General features: G+C 60.5%; 10 protein-coding genes. 2 read left to right on the top strand and 8 right to left on the bottom strand.

The window, feature by feature from the left end; all coding sequences use genetic code 11:
* Positions 1-37: 37 nt before the first annotated feature.
* On the top strand, positions 38-1090 hold the full coding sequence (gene fbaB, locus KGP25_RS15730; RefSeq protein WP_008500869.1) for a class I fructose-bisphosphate aldolase: 1053 nt from the start codon (positions 38-40) through the stop codon (positions 1088-1090).
* Positions 1091-1143: 53 nt separating this feature from the next.
* Here fbaB and yegS read toward each other — a convergent pair whose 3' ends face one another.
* Entirely contained in the window at positions 1144-2043 is a 900-nt protein-coding gene (gene yegS / locus KGP25_RS15725) for a lipid kinase YegS (RefSeq protein WP_045908639.1), read from the bottom strand.
* A gap of 141 nt (positions 2044-2184) precedes the next feature.
* Between yegS and KGP25_RS15720 the strand changes: the two genes are divergently transcribed.
* Positions 2185-2685 (top strand): DUF523 domain-containing protein, encoded by a 501-nt coding sequence (locus KGP25_RS15720; RefSeq protein WP_223539254.1) that lies wholly within the window; start codon positions 2185-2187, stop codon positions 2683-2685.
* A 161-nt stretch (positions 2686-2846) separates the two neighbouring features.
* Here KGP25_RS15720 and yegQ read toward each other — a convergent pair whose 3' ends face one another.
* The 7 genes from yegQ to KGP25_RS15685 all read right to left on the bottom strand — a co-directional run bounded on the left by yegQ (position 2847) and on the right by KGP25_RS15685 (position 15314).
* Positions 2847-4208 carry a tRNA 5-hydroxyuridine modification protein YegQ gene (yegQ, locus tag KGP25_RS15715; protein WP_008500866.1) on the bottom strand — a complete coding sequence of 454 codons (1362 nt, stop codon included), beginning with the start codon at positions 4206-4208 and terminating at the stop codon, positions 2847-2849.
* A 168-nt stretch (positions 4209-4376) separates the two neighbouring features.
* Positions 4377-5099: a two-component system response regulator BaeR gene (baeR, locus tag KGP25_RS15710; RefSeq protein ID WP_024908120.1), complete on the bottom strand. Its 723-nt coding sequence runs from the start codon at positions 5097-5099 to the stop codon at positions 4377-4379.
* Positions 5096-6499 carry a two-component system sensor histidine kinase BaeS gene (baeS, locus tag KGP25_RS15705; protein WP_039025016.1) on the bottom strand — a complete coding sequence of 468 codons (1404 nt, stop codon included), beginning with the start codon at positions 6497-6499 and terminating at the stop codon, positions 5096-5098. Before baeS ends, baeR begins: the two co-directional genes overlap by 4 nt.
* The gene (locus KGP25_RS15700) at positions 6496-7911 is read right to left on the bottom strand and encodes an MFS transporter (protein WP_039025015.1); all 1416 of its coding nucleotides are present in this window, start codon (positions 7909-7911) and stop codon (positions 6496-6498) included. The genes baeS and KGP25_RS15700 overlap by 4 nt, the downstream gene beginning before the upstream one ends.
* Positions 7912-10989 carry a multidrug efflux RND transporter permease subunit MdtC gene (gene mdtC, locus KGP25_RS15695; protein ID WP_223539253.1) on the bottom strand — a complete coding sequence of 1026 codons (3078 nt, stop codon included), beginning with the start codon at positions 10987-10989 and terminating at the stop codon, positions 7912-7914.
* Positions 10990-14112 carry an MdtB/MuxB family multidrug efflux RND transporter permease subunit gene (locus KGP25_RS15690; RefSeq protein WP_223539252.1) on the bottom strand — a complete coding sequence of 1041 codons (3123 nt, stop codon included), beginning with the start codon at positions 14110-14112 and terminating at the stop codon, positions 10990-10992. It abuts the gene before it with no gap.
* Positions 14112-15314, bottom strand: a complete 1203-nt coding sequence (locus KGP25_RS15685) for an MdtA/MuxA family multidrug efflux RND transporter periplasmic adaptor subunit (protein ID WP_048028298.1) — start codon at positions 15312-15314, stop codon at positions 14112-14114. Before KGP25_RS15685 ends, KGP25_RS15690 begins: the two co-directional genes overlap by 1 nt.
* Positions 15315-15353 lie beyond the last annotated feature (39 nt).

The raw sequence follows: 15353 nt of genomic DNA, 5'->3' as shown, positions 1-15353 counted from the left end.
ACACACCGACACGACGTCGGACTTACGGGAGTATCACATGACTGATATTGCGCAGTTGCTTGGCAAAGACGCCGACAGCCTTTTACAGCATCGTTGTATGACCATTCCAGCCGACCAGCTCTATCTGCCGGGTCATGACTACGTCGACCGCGTGATGGTCGATAACAACCGTCCGCCTGCGGTTCTGCGAAACATGCAGACGCTCTACAACACCGGGCGGCTCGGTGGCACCGGATATCTCTCCATTCTGCCGGTAGACCAGGGCGTTGAGCACTCGGCGGGCGCCTCTTTCGCGGCGAATCCGCTCTATTTCGATCCGAAGAACATTGTTGAGCTGGCGATTGAAGCGGGCTGTAACTGCGTGGCCTCCACCTACGGCGTGCTGGCCTCCGTCTCGCGTCGCTATGCCCACCGCATTCCGTTCCTCGTGAAGCTGAACCACAATGAAACCCTGAGCTATCCCACCGAATATGACCAGACGCTCTACGCCAGCGTCGAGCAGGCGTTCAATATGGGGGCGGTTGCCGTTGGGGCGACGATTTACTTTGGCTCTGAACAGTCCCGTCGTCAGATTGAAGAGATCTCTGCGGCGTTTGAGCGCGCGCACGAGCTGGGTATGGTGACCGTGCTGTGGGCGTACCTGCGTAACTCGGCGTTCAAAAAAGACGGCGTGGATTACCACGTGTCGGCTGACCTGACCGGCCAGGCGAACCATCTGGCGGCGACCATTGGCGCAGACATCGTGAAGCAGAAAATGGCCGAGAATAACGGCGGCTATAAGGCGGTGAACTTCGGTTACACCGATGACCGCGTTTACAGCAAGCTGACCAGCGATAACCCGATCGACCTGGTGCGCTACCAGCTGGCGAACTGCTATATGGGCCGTGCAGGGCTGATTAACTCCGGCGGCGCGGCGGGCGGCGATACTGACCTGTCAGACGCGGTACGTACGGCGGTTATTAACAAACGCGCGGGCGGCATGGGGCTGATCCTGGGTCGTAAGGCGTTTAAGAAATCGATGGCCGACGGCGTGAAGCTGATCAATGCGGTGCAGGACGTCTATCTGGACAGCAAAGTCACGATTGCCTGACCTGAGGGCGAAGCGTAGGCCGGGTAAGGCGTAGCCGCCACCCGGCAATACCATCAGCGCAAAAGCACACAGTCCGGCGGCAACCGACACTGCAGCGCGCCGGGCAACACCTCAATGCGGAACTGTGTTCCGCTTAGCGGCTCTCCGTCGAGGTTAAACGTCATCCCGTGCGGGGCATTGACCTCAAACCATGCGGATTTCCCATCAATGATATTCGGACTCTCTTCCGGCTGCGTCAGCGTGGTAAACAGCGCGGGCAGCAGACCGTCGCCCGTGAAAATCCGCAGCTGTAGCTGACCGTCATTGATCAGCGCCTCCGGGCACAGCTGCTGACCGCCGCCAGCCTGTCGACCATTGCCAATGCCAATGACCAGCGCGTCACCCTGCCACTGAAAATCCTCGCCGCGAATTTCGCAGCGGTCAGGCTTGAGGGTATCCATGCGCATCAGACCATGGATCAGATACGACACGCCGCCCAGCGCCGCCTTCAGTTTTTCCGGCGTTTCGCTGGTGATGCGCGTGCCGAACCCGCCGGTGGCCATATTGATAAAGCAGGTTTTGTCATTCACCTGCGCAATATCTACCGCGGTGGCTTTACCGAGGATCGCCAGCTGGAGCGCTTTTTCTAACGCCTCCGGGATCCCTGCGCTGGTGGCAAAGTCATTGGCGGTGCCGAGCGGTAAAATACCCATCACCGGGCGGTTTGCCGGGGGCAGGTCGATCAGCGCTGACGCGATTTCATTGATGGTGCCATCGCCGCCGCCGGAAATGATGGTGTTGACGCCAAGCCCGAGGGCTTCATTGATATAGCGTGCCGCGTCGCCTTTTTCCCAGGTTACCCTGACGTGGATGCGCGCGCCGTCGTCACGCAAATCCTGAATTGCCTGACGCAGGAGATCGTTGCCCGCACTTTTGCCATTGAGAATCAATAAACTGTCTGGATAGGTTGCCATCCGCGCTGCTCCCTTTTTTAGCGTTAGTAAGAGTGTATAGCAGAGAGGAAAAAAGCGGGTAAGAACAGGATGAAAGGAACAAAATAAGCCCGAAAGCGCGTTACACTCCAGCGATGATATTAACGTAATCACAGGAAAGTGATGATGAATAAAATTTTGGTAAGCGCGTGCCTGATGGGCTTCAGGGTTCGTTATAACGGAAGTGAAAAAGCGAGAATGAACGCGCAACTCGCTCGCTGGCAACAGGAACAACGTCTGGTTATCCACTGCCCTGAACTGGCTGCCGGGCTGCCTGTACCGCGTCCTCCGGCAGAGATTATGTCTGCTGATGGCAAAGACGTAATGCGCGGGCAAGCCAGAATTATTGAAAATACCGGGCAGGACGTGACCGCACATTATCAGCTTGCAGCCTGGCTTGCGCTACGCGCTGCTCAGGAATCGGGGTGTAGCGCTGCATTGTTAACCGATGGCAGCCCAACGTGCGGCAGTAAGTTTATTTATGACGGATCGTTTCGCGGCATACATAAAGCGGGGAGGGGGGTTGCGGCATCGTTGCTCGCAGAGCATGGGATCGCCGTGTTCTCAGAGAAGCAAATTGACGAACTCATTGCCTGGATTGAGGAGAGAGAAGGCAAAAAATAAGCCCGCGTAAGGGAGATTACGCAGGCTAAGGAGGTGGTTCCTGGTACAGCTAGCATTTATGGGTTATGTTTTTCAGCGGGGGGATAATACCCGTATTGAACGAAGCGGTATGTGATCCGATTCTAAGAATTATCCCAGCGCGAAAAAATTTCCCTGATTGACTATTTGCCGTGTGGGTTACGGGTGCTTTCACCGTTGAAGTTACGCATCAGCAGCGCGAACTTCAGCTCCACCTCTTCCGGAACCGGCAGCCAGACGGTATGCCCGTCACCCGGCGCGACCTCAATCGCTTCGCCTTTGCCGTTTTCCAGATGCTCCAGCGTGAAGTTCATGTTGCCCTGCGGGGTCATCAGCTCCAGGCTGTCGCCTTTGGTGAACTTGTTTTTCACCGCGACGGCCGCCAGCGCGCCTTTGCGCTCGCCGGTGAAGTCACCGACAAACTGCTGGCGCTCGGATACGGAGTAGCCGTGCTCGTAGTTCTGGTAGTCGTCGTGGGTATGACGGCGCAGGAAGCCTTCGGTATAGCCGCGATGCGCCAGGCCTTCCAGAGTTTCCAGCAGGCTGGTATCGAACGGTTTACCGGCGGCCGCATCGTCGATGGCTTTGCGGTACACCTGCGCGGTACGCGCGCAGTAGTAATAGGATTTGGTGCGACCTTCAATCTTCAGGGAGTGCACGCCCATCTGGGTCAGGCGCTCGACGTGGGCGATGGCACGCAGATCTTTCGAGTTCATGATGTAGGTGCCGTGCTCGTCTTCAAAGGCGGTCATGTACTCGCCCGGACGTTTGGCTTCTTCAATCATAAACACGCTGTCGGTTGGCGCGCCGATGCCCAGCGTTGGCTCAACGTTGGTCACCGGGATCGGCTCATGCTTGTGGACGATGTTGCCGATGTCATCCTCTTTGCCTTCCTGAACGTTATATTCCCAGCGGCAGGCGTTGGTGCAGGTGCCCTGGTTCGGGTCGCGTTTGTTGATGTAGCCAGAAAGCAGGCAGCGACCGGAATAGGCCATGCACAGCGCGCCGTGAACGAAGATTTCGATTTCCATATCCGGCACCTGGGTGCGGATCTCTTCGATCTCTTCCAGCGAAAGCTCGCGAGACAGGATGACGCGGGTCAGCCCCATCTGCTTCCAGAACTTCACCGTTGCCCAGTTGACGGCGTTAGCCTGTACGGAGAGGTGGATATCCATCTCCGGGAAGTTCTCCCGAACCAGCATGATTAAACCCGGGTCCGACATGATCAGCGCGTCCGGCCCCATATCCACCACCGGCTTCAGGTCACGGATGAACGTTTTCAGCTTGGCGTTGTGCGGCGCGATGTTGACTACGACGTAGAATTTTTTACCCAGAGCGTGCGCCTCGTTGATGCCGAGCTGCAGGTTCTCGTGGTTGAATTCGTTGTTACGCACGCGCAGCGAGTAGCGTGGCTGGCCCGCATACACGGCGTCGGCGCCATAGGCGAAAGCGTAACGCATATTTTGCAGCGTTCCCGCCGGGGAAAGGAGTTCCGGTTTAAACATGTTTGTTCTCGTTCTGATGACAGGTCAGATCCGCGTGCACCAGGTGCAGCGGTAAGGGGAGATCCCCCACTTTAAGGGCGGGCATTGTAGCGCTGCGGGGCAGGGAGGTAAAGTTATTGTGCCGGGCGGCGGCTTCGCCTTACCCGGCCTGGATTGACCCTCTGCTGGCTAGGCAATCCTGCATGCATCCGCTTCCCAGCGATACCCCACACCATACACCGCGCGAATAAACGACTGCTCGGCGTCCAGCGCCTCCAGCTTGCGGCGCAGGTTTTTGATATGGCTGTCGATGGTGCGGTCGGTCACCACGCGGTAATCGTCATACAGGTGGTTCAGCAGCTGTTCGCGGGAGAAGACTTTGCCCGGCTCGTGGGAGAGGGTTTTCAGCAGGCGGAACTCCGCAGGCGTCAGGTCCAGCAGCTTGCTGCGCCAGCTCGCCTGGAAGCGGCTTTCGTCGACAATCAGCGGGCTTTCGGCGTCCAGCACCTGAAGCTCGCGCTGCGGCCTGCAGCGGCGCAGAATGGTTTTTACGCGGGCGACCACCTCGCGCGGGCTGTAGGGCTTGCAGATGTAGTCGTCCGCGCCGATTTCGAGCCCCAGCAGGCGGTCAATCTCTTCAATTTTGGCGGTGACCATGACGATCGGCACGTCGGAGAAGCGGCGAATTTCCCGGCACAGGGTCAGACCATCGGTCCCGGGAAGCATCAGATCCAGCAGGATCAGGTCCGGCGGGGTCTGGCGCACATAAGGCAGCACCTGGTCGCCGTGGCTGATCAGTGACGGGGCATAGCTGGCCGCGCGTAAATAGTCGATCAGCAGCTGTCCCAGCTTGGGTTCGTCTTCGACGATCAAAATGCGCGGCGTGTTTTCGTCAATCGGTAACTCGGTCATACTTCTCTCGATAAATCCCGTTCCAGAGGTAACTCTACTGTAATGCTAACCCCGCCAAAAGGCGAATGGGCGGCGCGGATCGTGCCATTATGCGCCTCGACGATGTTAACGCAAATCGCCAGCCCCAGACCGGATCCGCCGCTGGCGCGATTGCGGGAGCCTTCGGTACGGTAAAAACGTTCAAACAGTTTTTCCAGCTGCGCGTCCTGCACGCCGGGTGCGGAATCCGCGAAGGTAAGGGCAAAGCGCCCGTTTTCCTGTCTGCCGGAAATCAGCAGCCCGCCGCCGCTGTCGGTGTAGCGCAGGCTGTTTTCCAGCAGGTTGTTGAACAGCTGCATCAGCCGGTCTTTGTCGCCAAACACCACCGCGCTGTCCGGCAGGGAGAGGTCGATTTTCAGGTTGCGACTGGCAAAGCGTTCGCGGAAGGCGCCGCTCGCTACTTCCAGCACGTTAATGACGTCTACGGGTGCCTTCTGGTAGGCCAGCGCGCCTTCGTCGGACATGGAGAGCTGGTGGAGATCGTCCACCAGCTTGGTGAGCGTGCCCACCTCCGCCTGGAGGGAAGCCACCGATTCGGGCGTAAACTGGCGCACGCCATCCTGAATGGCCTCCAGCTCGCCGCGCAGTACCGCCAGCGGCGTACGCAGCTCGTGTGAAATATCGGCCATAAAGTCGCGGCGCATCTGCTGGTTTTTCTCAAGCGTGCTGGCGAGCTGGTTAAAGTCCTGCGCCAGCTTGCCCAGTTCGTCCTGGCTGCGGGTATCGACGCGGGTGGTGAAATCCCCGGCGGCGAGCTTGTGCGTGCCTTCCACCAGGCGTTTCACCGGGGCGAGCAGACCGCGCGCCAGCGGGAAGGTGGCGAGCGCGGCGAGCAGCGTGGAGAGCGCGACAATCAGCCAGCTTGTGCGACGCTGCTGGCGGTCAAAGTTGATGTCGGTGTTGCGCGTCAGGCGCTCCACCGGGGAGGCGATAACCCAGCCAACGGTGGCGTTATTCACTTTAATCGCCCGCCGGGTACCGTCCGGCGGTATCGGCGCGCGCGGCCCAACCAGGGGGCGCATATCCTGGTCGATTACCCAGAACTGGGTGCGCCAGCCGTGCGGCGGCATGCCCGGGCCCGGACGATCGTCGCCGGTATCGTGCTCCAGCGAGCGCAGGATCTGGAAAATAAAGCGATCATTGTTGCGCAGAAAACGCCAGTTGCCGTGCTGGGCGTACTGTTCACTCAGCGCATCGCTCAGTCCCTGCAAACGCTGCTCATTGCCATGCTTGATGTAATCAATAAAGCCGCGCTCGAAACTGACCCGCACCGCCCAGTGCATGGTGATCAGCAGGACGATACAGGTGGCGAAGATCGCTACAAAGAGCTTGCCGGTAATACCCGGACGCCAGAATTTCATGAGCCACTCCTTTTGCCGCGCCTAATCACGACGTTCTTGCTGGTATCATCCGGCACTCTGGCGAAGATGAAAGCGGGCAGGGCGATGATGATCGCCATGCTGAGGTAGGTATACATAAAGACCTGATGCGCCACCGGCGTGTCGACGCTGAGGTGGTGCTGACCGTACATGCCGAGCAGTAACCCCGCAATAGTCACGCCCACGCTCATGGAGAGCTGCATCACCATCGACAGCAGGCTGTTGCCGCTGCTCGCCAGATCGTCCGGCAGGTCTTTCAGGGTCAGGGTATTCATCGACGAGAAGCGCATGGAGTTGATGATCCCCTGGCAGAACAGCACCAGCGGCAGGACGTAGTACCAGCCCATCAGCGCCACGGCCATAAACAGCAGACTGACCAGCGCCAGCCCCAGCGTGGCGGCCACCAGCACGTGTCGATAGCCAAAGCGGTTCACCACCTGCACCACAATGCGCTTCATTCCCATGCTGCCGAGCACCATCGGGATCATCATCAGGCCCGCGTGGAACGGCGAAAAACCCATGCCAATTTGCAGAAAAACGGGCGTCATAAACGGCAGCATCCCGCTGCCGATGCGTCCGGCGAAGCTGCCAGACAGGCCCAGACGGTAAGTGGGGTTTTTAAACAACGCAAGGCTGAACAGCGCCTTGTCGTTTCCTCTGGCGTGCCACAGATACCACAGTATGGCGGTAACACCGAGCGCGATCAGGAGCCCGAGCGTCAGGGGCGAAATCCCCAATCCTTTTTGCCCGTCGAGCGCCAGGGTAAGCGTTGCCATGCCCGCCGCCAGCAGGATAAAACCGAAGAAATCAAAGCGCCGGGTCTGCATTTTGTAGTTCGGCATCAGCGCCAGGGTGGCCATCGCGCCGATGATGCCTACCGGGAGGTTGATTAAGAAGATCCAGTGCCAGGAGGCGTACTCCACCAGCATGCCGCCCAGCGCCGGGCCCAGCAGCGGCCCCACCTGACCGGGCAGGGTGACAAAGGTCATCGCCGCCATGTACTGCTCGCGCGGCACAATCTTCATCACCGTTAACCGCCCGACGGGCACCATCATCGCCCCGCCGATGCCCTGCAGAACGCGCGCCATGACCAGCTGGTCGAGGGTATTGGCCTGCGCGCAAAACAGCGAGCCGGTGGTAAACAGCACGATGGCGGTAAAGAAGATATTCCGCACGCCGACCTTATCGGCCAGCCAGCCGCTGGCGGGCAGCATCACGGCAACGGTCAGCACGTAGGAGACAATCACCATGTGCATATGCAGCGGGCTCTCCCCCAGGCTTTTCGCCATGGAGGGGAGGGCGGTGTTGACGATGGTCGTATCCAGCGACTGCATAAAGAAGCCGAAGGCGACTATCCATAATTGCCAGCGAACGTTGCTGGGAAGCTCAGTCATTTACCCGTTTACCGTTTCTCTGTTTTTACGCGAAAAGCGCAGCCGCAGGCGGTCGAAGAACAGATAGACCACCGGCGTGGTGTACAGCGTCAGCAGTTGGCTCATCACCAGGCCGCCGACAATGGTGATCCCCAGCGGCTGGCGCAGCTCTGAGCCGTCTCCGCCCGAGATCACCAGCGGCAGCGCGCCAAACATCGCCGCCAGGGTGGTCATCATGATCGGACGAAAGCGCAGCAGGCAGGCCTGGAAGATGGCCTCTTCCGGCGAGAGGTTGCCGTTGCGCTGGGCGTCCAGCGCGAAGTCCACCATCATGATGGCGTTTTTCTTCACGATGCCGATCAATAGCATGATCCCGATAAGCGCGATAAGGCTGAACGGCGCGCCGAACAGCTCCAGCGCCAGCAGCGCCCCCACGCCCGCCGACGGCAGCGTCGAGAGGATGGTCAGCGGGTGCACGTAGCTCTCATACAGCACGCCCAGCACAATATAGACCGTGGCGATGGCGGCCAGAATCAAAATCACCTGCGAGTTCATCGTCTCCTGGAATACCTGCGCGGTCCCGGCGAAGCTGCCGCGGACGGTGGACGGCACGCCAAGCTGGGTCATCGTGCGGTTGATTGCATCGCTGGCCTCAGACAGTGACGAACCGGCGGGCAGGTTAAAGGAGATGGTCGACGCCGCCGACAGCCCCTGATGGTTCACCGACAGCGGCGCGTTGGCTGGCTGCCAGCTGGCAAAGTACGAGAGCGGAATCGCCTTGCCGTCGTTGTTAATGACAAACATTTTGTCCAGGGCGCTGATGTCCTGGGTGTAGCGCGGGTCAACTTCCATCACCACTTTATACTGGTTCATCGGCTGGTAGATGGTGGAGATCTCGCGCTGGCCGAAGGCGTTGTTCAGCAGGCTGTTGGCGGCTTCAACGTTGATGCCCAGCCGTGACATGGTTTCACGGTCGTAGGTCAGGGCCATCTCGGCGCCGTTGTCCTGCTGATCGGAGTTTACGTCCGCCAGTTGGGGAAGGGCGGCCAGCGCCTTGCGGATCTTCGGCTCCCACTCGCGCAGGGCGGCCAAATCGTCCGAGAGTAATGTGTACTGATAGCTGGCGTTCGCCTGTCGCCCGCCGACGCGGATATCCTGAACGGCCATCAAAAACAGGTTTGCCCCCGGCTCTTTGGCGAGCTTCACCCGCAGGCGGTCAATCACCTGCTGGGCGGTTTCGTTGCGCTCGCCGCGCGGTTTCAGGGTAATAAACATCATCCCGCTGTTGACGCGCGACCCGCCGGTAAAGCCGGTCACGTTATCCACGGCTTTGTCTTCACGAATGATCTTCATAAAGTCCTGCAGCTTGCCGCGCATGGCCTGGAACGAAATGCTCTGGTCCGCCTGAATGCCGCCCATTAGCACACCGGTGTCCTGCTCCGGGAAGAAAGTTTTCGGGATGGTGATATACATCCACACGTTGAGCACGATGGTGCCTATCAGCACCAGGCCGACCAGACGCGTATGGTTCAGCACCCACTTCAGCGATTTACCGTAGCCTTCCTGCATTGCCATCAGGAAACGGCCAAAGCCTTTGCGGCGCGGCTGCGAGTGCGGTTTGCTGCGCTTGAGCATCCAGCCGCACATCATTGGCGTCAGCGTTAGGGAGATCGCCAGCGAAATGCCGATCGCGACGGAGAGGGTGACGGCAAACTCGCGCAGCAACCGGCCCGGCAGCCCGCCCATCAGCAGCAGCGGCAGGAACACCGCCACCAGCGACAGGCTCATGGAGAGCACCGTAAACCCCACCTCGCGCGTGCCCTGCAACGCAGCCTGCAGCGGCTTCACGCCCGCTTCCAGATGGCGGGAGATGTTCTCCAGCACCACGATGGCGTCATCCACCACGAAGCCCGTCGCAATCGTCAGGGCCATCAGCGACAGGTTGTTGAGGCTAAACCCGCAAAGATACATGGCGGCAAAGGTACCGATCAGCGAGACCGGCACGGCCACCGCCGGGATCAGCGTCGCGCGGCCAGAGCGCAGGAACAGGAAGACCACCAGGATCACCAGCGCGACGGAGATCACCAGCGTTTGCTCGACCTCTTCCAGCGAGGCGCGAATGGTCGGGGAGCGATCCTGGGCAATTTGCAGATCGATTGCTGCCGGGATGGTCTCCTGCAGGTCCGGAAGACGGGCGCGAATGCTGTTCACCGTCTCAATAATGTTGGCCTCCGGCAGCTTGCGGATCATCAGCAAAATCGCCGGTTTGGCGTTGGTCATCCCGGCGTTGCGCACGTCCTGCACCGAGTCGGTGACGCTGGCCACGTCGCTTAATCGCACCGCCGCGCCGTTGTTATAGTGGATGATGAGCGGTTGATATTCCGCCGCGGTTTTCAGCTCGTCGTTGGTATGGATCTGCCAGCGGTGGCTGTTATCCTCAATCGCCCCCTGCGGTTTACGCACGTTGGCGTTGCTGATGGCGGAGCGCACGTCATCCAGCGACACGCCCTGGTTAAACAGCGCCTGCGGGTTTAACCCCACGCGCACGGCGGGCAGGGAACTCCCACCGACGCTCACGTCGCCGACGCCGTTAATTTGTGAGATTGTCTGCGCCAGCTGGGTAGACGCAAAGTCGTACAGCTGCCCCTGTGAGTACGTATCCGAGGTCAGCGTCAGGATCATGATCGGCGCGTCGGACGGGTTGGCCTTGCGGTAGGTCGGACGGCTCGGCATCCCGCTCGGCAGCAGGCTCTGTGCGGCGTTGATGGCCGCCTGCACGTCGCGCGCCGCGCCGTTGATATCCCGGTCGAAGCTGAACTCCAGAATGATGCGCGTGCTGCCCAGCGAGCTGCTGGAGGTCATCTCGTTGACCCCCGCAATCCGCCCAAGCGAACGCTCCAGCGGCGTGGCAACGGACGAGGCCATGGTTTCCGGCGAGGCGCCCGGCAGCGAGGCGCTGACCATGATCACCGGGAAATCTACCTGCGGCAGGGGCGCCACCGGCAGCAGCCGGAAGCCCAGCACGCCGCAGAGGGTAATGGCGAGCGAGATTAATATCGTCGCCACCGGGCGATAAATGAAGAGGGCGAAAAACTTCACTTATGCCTCCTCTTCACGTTTCGGGAAGCGGCTTTTGGTCCACAGCGCCAGGCGGTCAAACAGCAGGTAGATCACCGGTGTGGTGAACAGCGTCAGCACCTGGCTCACCAGCAGACCGCCGACCATGCCGATACCCAGCGGTCGGCGCAGCTCCGCGCCGACGCCGGTGCTCAGCATCAGCGGCAGCGCGCCCAGCAGGGCGGCCAGCGTGGTCATCAGGATCGGACGAAAACGCAGCAGGCAGGCCTGGAAAATCGCATCGCGCGGCGACATGCCCTGCTCGCGCTCGGCGGCCAGGGCAAAGTCGATCATCATGATGGCGTTTTTCTTCACGATCCCGATAAGCAGGATGATGCCGATGATGGCAATCACGTCCAGCTCGCTGCCCGCCAGCATTAATGCCAGCAGCGCCCCCACGCCCGCCGTCGGCAGGGTAGAAAGGATGGTGATCGGGTGGATAAAGCTTTCGTACAGCACGCCGAGCACGATGTACATCGCCACGACCGCCGCCACGATCAGCCAGATGGTGTTGCCCAGCGCGGCCTGAAACGCCAGGGTGCTGCCCTGGAACTGGGTCTGAATGTCGGACGGGAAGCTGAGATCTTTCTCAGCCGCCTGAATGGCCTCCACGGCTTCGCCGAGTGAATAATTGTCCGGCACGTTAAAGGAGATGGTGGTGGACGGGAACTGATCCAGATGGTTAATCGACAGCGGGGTATAGCGTTCTTCCACCGTGGCGATAGCGTTCAGCGGCACAATGCCGCCGTCTTTGCTGGTCAGGCGCACCGAGTCCAGCCCCGCCAGGCCCGGCGTATTTTCGGTGTTGTGCTCCAGCACCACGCGGTACTGGTTCGCCTGGGTGTAGATGGTGGAGATCAGGCGCTGACCGAAGGCGTTGTACAGGGCGTTATCCACGTCCGCCATGGTAATACCCAGACGGCTGGCGGCGTCGCGGTTGACGTTCACATACGCCGCCAGGCCCTTGTCCTGCCAGTCGCTGCTGACGTCCGAGAGCTGCGGCAGGGTTTTGAGTTTATCCACCAGCTGCGGCACCCAGGTGCTGAGCGCGTCCAGCGAGGTGGCCTGCAGCGTGAACTGGTACTGCGTGCGGCTGACCTGGGTATCGATGGTCAAATCCTGAATCGGCTGCAGGTAAAGCTCAACGCCCGGCACGCGGGCCACGGCGTTTTGCAGCCGCTCAATGACGGCGTTGACGCGATCGTCGCGCTCATCCAGCGGCTTAAGGTTGATCTGCAGACGCGCGCTGTTGAGCGACGGGTTGGTGCCGTCGACGCCCACGTAGGAGGTCAGGCTCTCGACCGCCGGATCTTTCATAACAATCTCAGACACCTGCTGCTGGCGCTGGGCCATATTGGCGAAGGAGACCGACTGCGGAGCCTGAAGCGTGCCCTGAATAATGCCGTTGTCCTGGATCGGGAAGAAACCTTTCGGAATGAAAATCCACAGCATCACGCTGAGCGCCAGCGTGCCGAGCGCCACGCCGAGCGTCGCCCACGGGTGGTTGAGGACTTTCGCAAGCACGCGACCGTAGCCGGCAATAATGCGCTCGAACATGCGCTCGGAGGCGCGCGAGAAGCGGTTTTGTTTGCGCAGCGACTCGTGGCTCAGCATGCGGGCGCACATCATCGGCGTCAGGGTCAGCGATACCACCGCGGAGATCAGAATGGCGACCGCCAGCGTCACGGCAAACTCGCGGAAAAGACGCCCGACGATATCGCCCATAAACAGCAGCGGGATCAGCACCGCAATCAGCGAGAAGGTCAGCGAGATAATGGTAAAGCCGATTTCCCCTGCGCCTTTCAGCGCGGCGGCCAGCGGCTTTTCGCCTTTCTCGATATAGCGCGAGATGTTCTCGATGACGACGATAGCGTCATCCACCACGAACCCGGTGGCGATGGTGAGCGCCATCAGCGTCAGGTTGTTGATCGAAAAATCGAGGAACACCATGACGGCAAACGTGCCGACCAGCGAGAGCGGTACGGCGACGGCGGGGATGATGGTCGCCGGGACGTTACGCAGGAACAGATAGATAATCATCACCACCAGTGCAATCGCCAGCATCAGCTCGAACTGGGTGTCGGTGACCGACGCGCGAATGTTGGTGGTACGGTCGGAAAGCACCTTCACGCTGACCGATTTCGGCAGGCTTTCGATCAACTGCGGCAGCATGGTGCGGATGCTGTCGGCGGTTTCGATGATGTTGGCACCCGGCTGGCGCTGCACGTTCATCACGATCGCCTGCTGCTTGTTGGCCCATGCCCCCAGCCAGCTGTTCTCCGCGCCTTGTTCTACGGTCGCCACGTCGCCCAGACGCACTGGCGCGCCGTTCTGGTAGGCGATAATTAGCTGACGATATTCGTCGGCGGACTGCATCTGGTCGTTGGCGGAGAGCGTCACGGCGCGGGTTGGGCCGTCCAGCGAGCCCTTCGCCGAGTTGACGTTCGCGTTGCTGATGGCGCTGCGGATGGTTTCGCTGGTGAGCCCCAGCGCGGCGATGGCCTGCGCGTTCAGCTTGACGCGCACCGCCGGGCGCTGGCCGCCCGCGAGGGTGACGAGGCCAACGCCGGACACCTGAGAAATTTTCTGCGCCACGCGCGTTTCGACCATGTCTTCGACCTGGGTCATCGGCATCGCGGAGGAGGTGACGGCAAGCGTCATGATCGGCGGATCCGCCGGGTTCACCTTGCTGTAGACCGGTGGGTTAGGCAGGTCTGACGGCAGCAGGTTGGTAGCGGCGTTGATGGCGGCCTGCACCTCCTGCTCGGCGACGTCCAGCGACAGCGTCAGCTGGAACTGCAGCATCACCACGGATGCCCCGCCAGAACTCTGGGAGGACATCTGTTTTAGCCCCGACATCTGGCCGAACTGGCGCTCCAGCGGGGCGGTAATGGCGGACGTCACCACGTCCGGGCTGGCCCCGGGATAGAGAGTGACAACCTGAATGGTTGGGTAATCCACCTCCGGCAGCGCCGAGACGGGCAGGAAGCGATAGCCGATAATCCCGGCGAGCAGGATCGCCACCATCAGCAGCGTGGTGGCGACAGGACGGAGGATAAACAGGCGTGACGGCCCACCTGTAGAGCCCGGCGGCAGCACCTGCATCAGGAGGTCGCTCCCTGTTTCGCCGGTTCAACCACTTCCACTTTGGCCCCTTCGGTCAGACGGTCAATGCCGTCGGTGACCACGCGGTCACCTGCGGAAAGCCCGGCGCTGATGACCACCGTCTGGCTGTCCTGAATTCCGGTTTTAACCAGGTGCTTGCTGACTTTATTGTCGCTGTTAAGCACCCAGACAAAGTTACCTTCATTACCCATCTGCAGTGCAGCGGTGGGGATCACCACCGCGTTCTCTTCGGTCGCGACCAGCATGCGCGCATTGACGAACTGGTTCGGGAAGAGGGCATCGTCCTGGTTATTAAAGCGCGCCTTCAGCTTGATGGTGCCGGTGGTGGTGTCGATCTGGTTATCCAGACTGAGCAGAGACCCTTCACTCAATTTCTGCTTGTTGGTGCGGTCCCAGGCTTCCACTACCAGGCCTTTACCGGCTTTTTGCGCCTGCATGACGGTCGCGATATCGCTTTCCGGCAGGGTAAAGACTAAATCAATCGGGTGGGTCTGGGTGATCACCACGATGCCCGTGGTGTCGCCGCTGGAGATTTGGTTGCCGATATCGACCTGCTTCAGGCCGACGCGTCCGTCAATCGGCGCGGTGATGCGGCTCCAGTCCAGCTGCAACTGGGCGCTGGCCACGGCGGCTTCGTCCGCTTTGATCGTGCCCTGCGTTTCACTGACCAGCGACTGCTGGGTATCCAGCTCCTGACGGGACACCAGATTCGTTTTCACCAGTTGCTGGTAGCGGGCTAAATCGCGCCGGGCGTTGGCGAGGGTCGCGTTGTCTTTCGCGAGCTGTCCCTGCGCCTGGGCGAGGGCGACCTTAAACTGGCTCGGGTCGATTTCCGCCAGCAGGTCACCAGCCTTAACCTGCTGACCTTCCTGGAAGTGGATCGCGATGAGCTGGCCGTCGACGCGGCTGCGCACCGTGGCGGTGTTGGCGGCGGTAATGGTCCCGAGACCGGTGAGATAGCGAGGAACGGCTTTATTCACCGCCGTCGCCGCCTGAACCGGCGCCAGGGCGCCGCCGCGCATTCCATGACGCCCTCCGCCCGTGGGGCGCTGAGCCTGGCTGGTGGCACCGGCAGGTGCGGCGGAGTTCGCGGATTGGCTGTGCCAGTACCAGGCGGCGGCAAGGGCCACCACAATGATGCCAGCGGCGATTGCCCAGCGGGATTTGTTACTGCCTTTCATCGTTATACGTTCTCATCCTGAATACTTCGGGGAATGATA

The organism is Enterobacter sp. JBIWA003 (assembly GCF_019968825.1).
Classification (GTDB): Bacteria; Pseudomonadota; Gammaproteobacteria; order Enterobacterales; family Enterobacteriaceae; genus Enterobacter; species Enterobacter quasiroggenkampii.
Note: the sequence above shows the minus strand (reverse complement) of the source record. Positions and strands in the feature narration are given on the sequence as shown.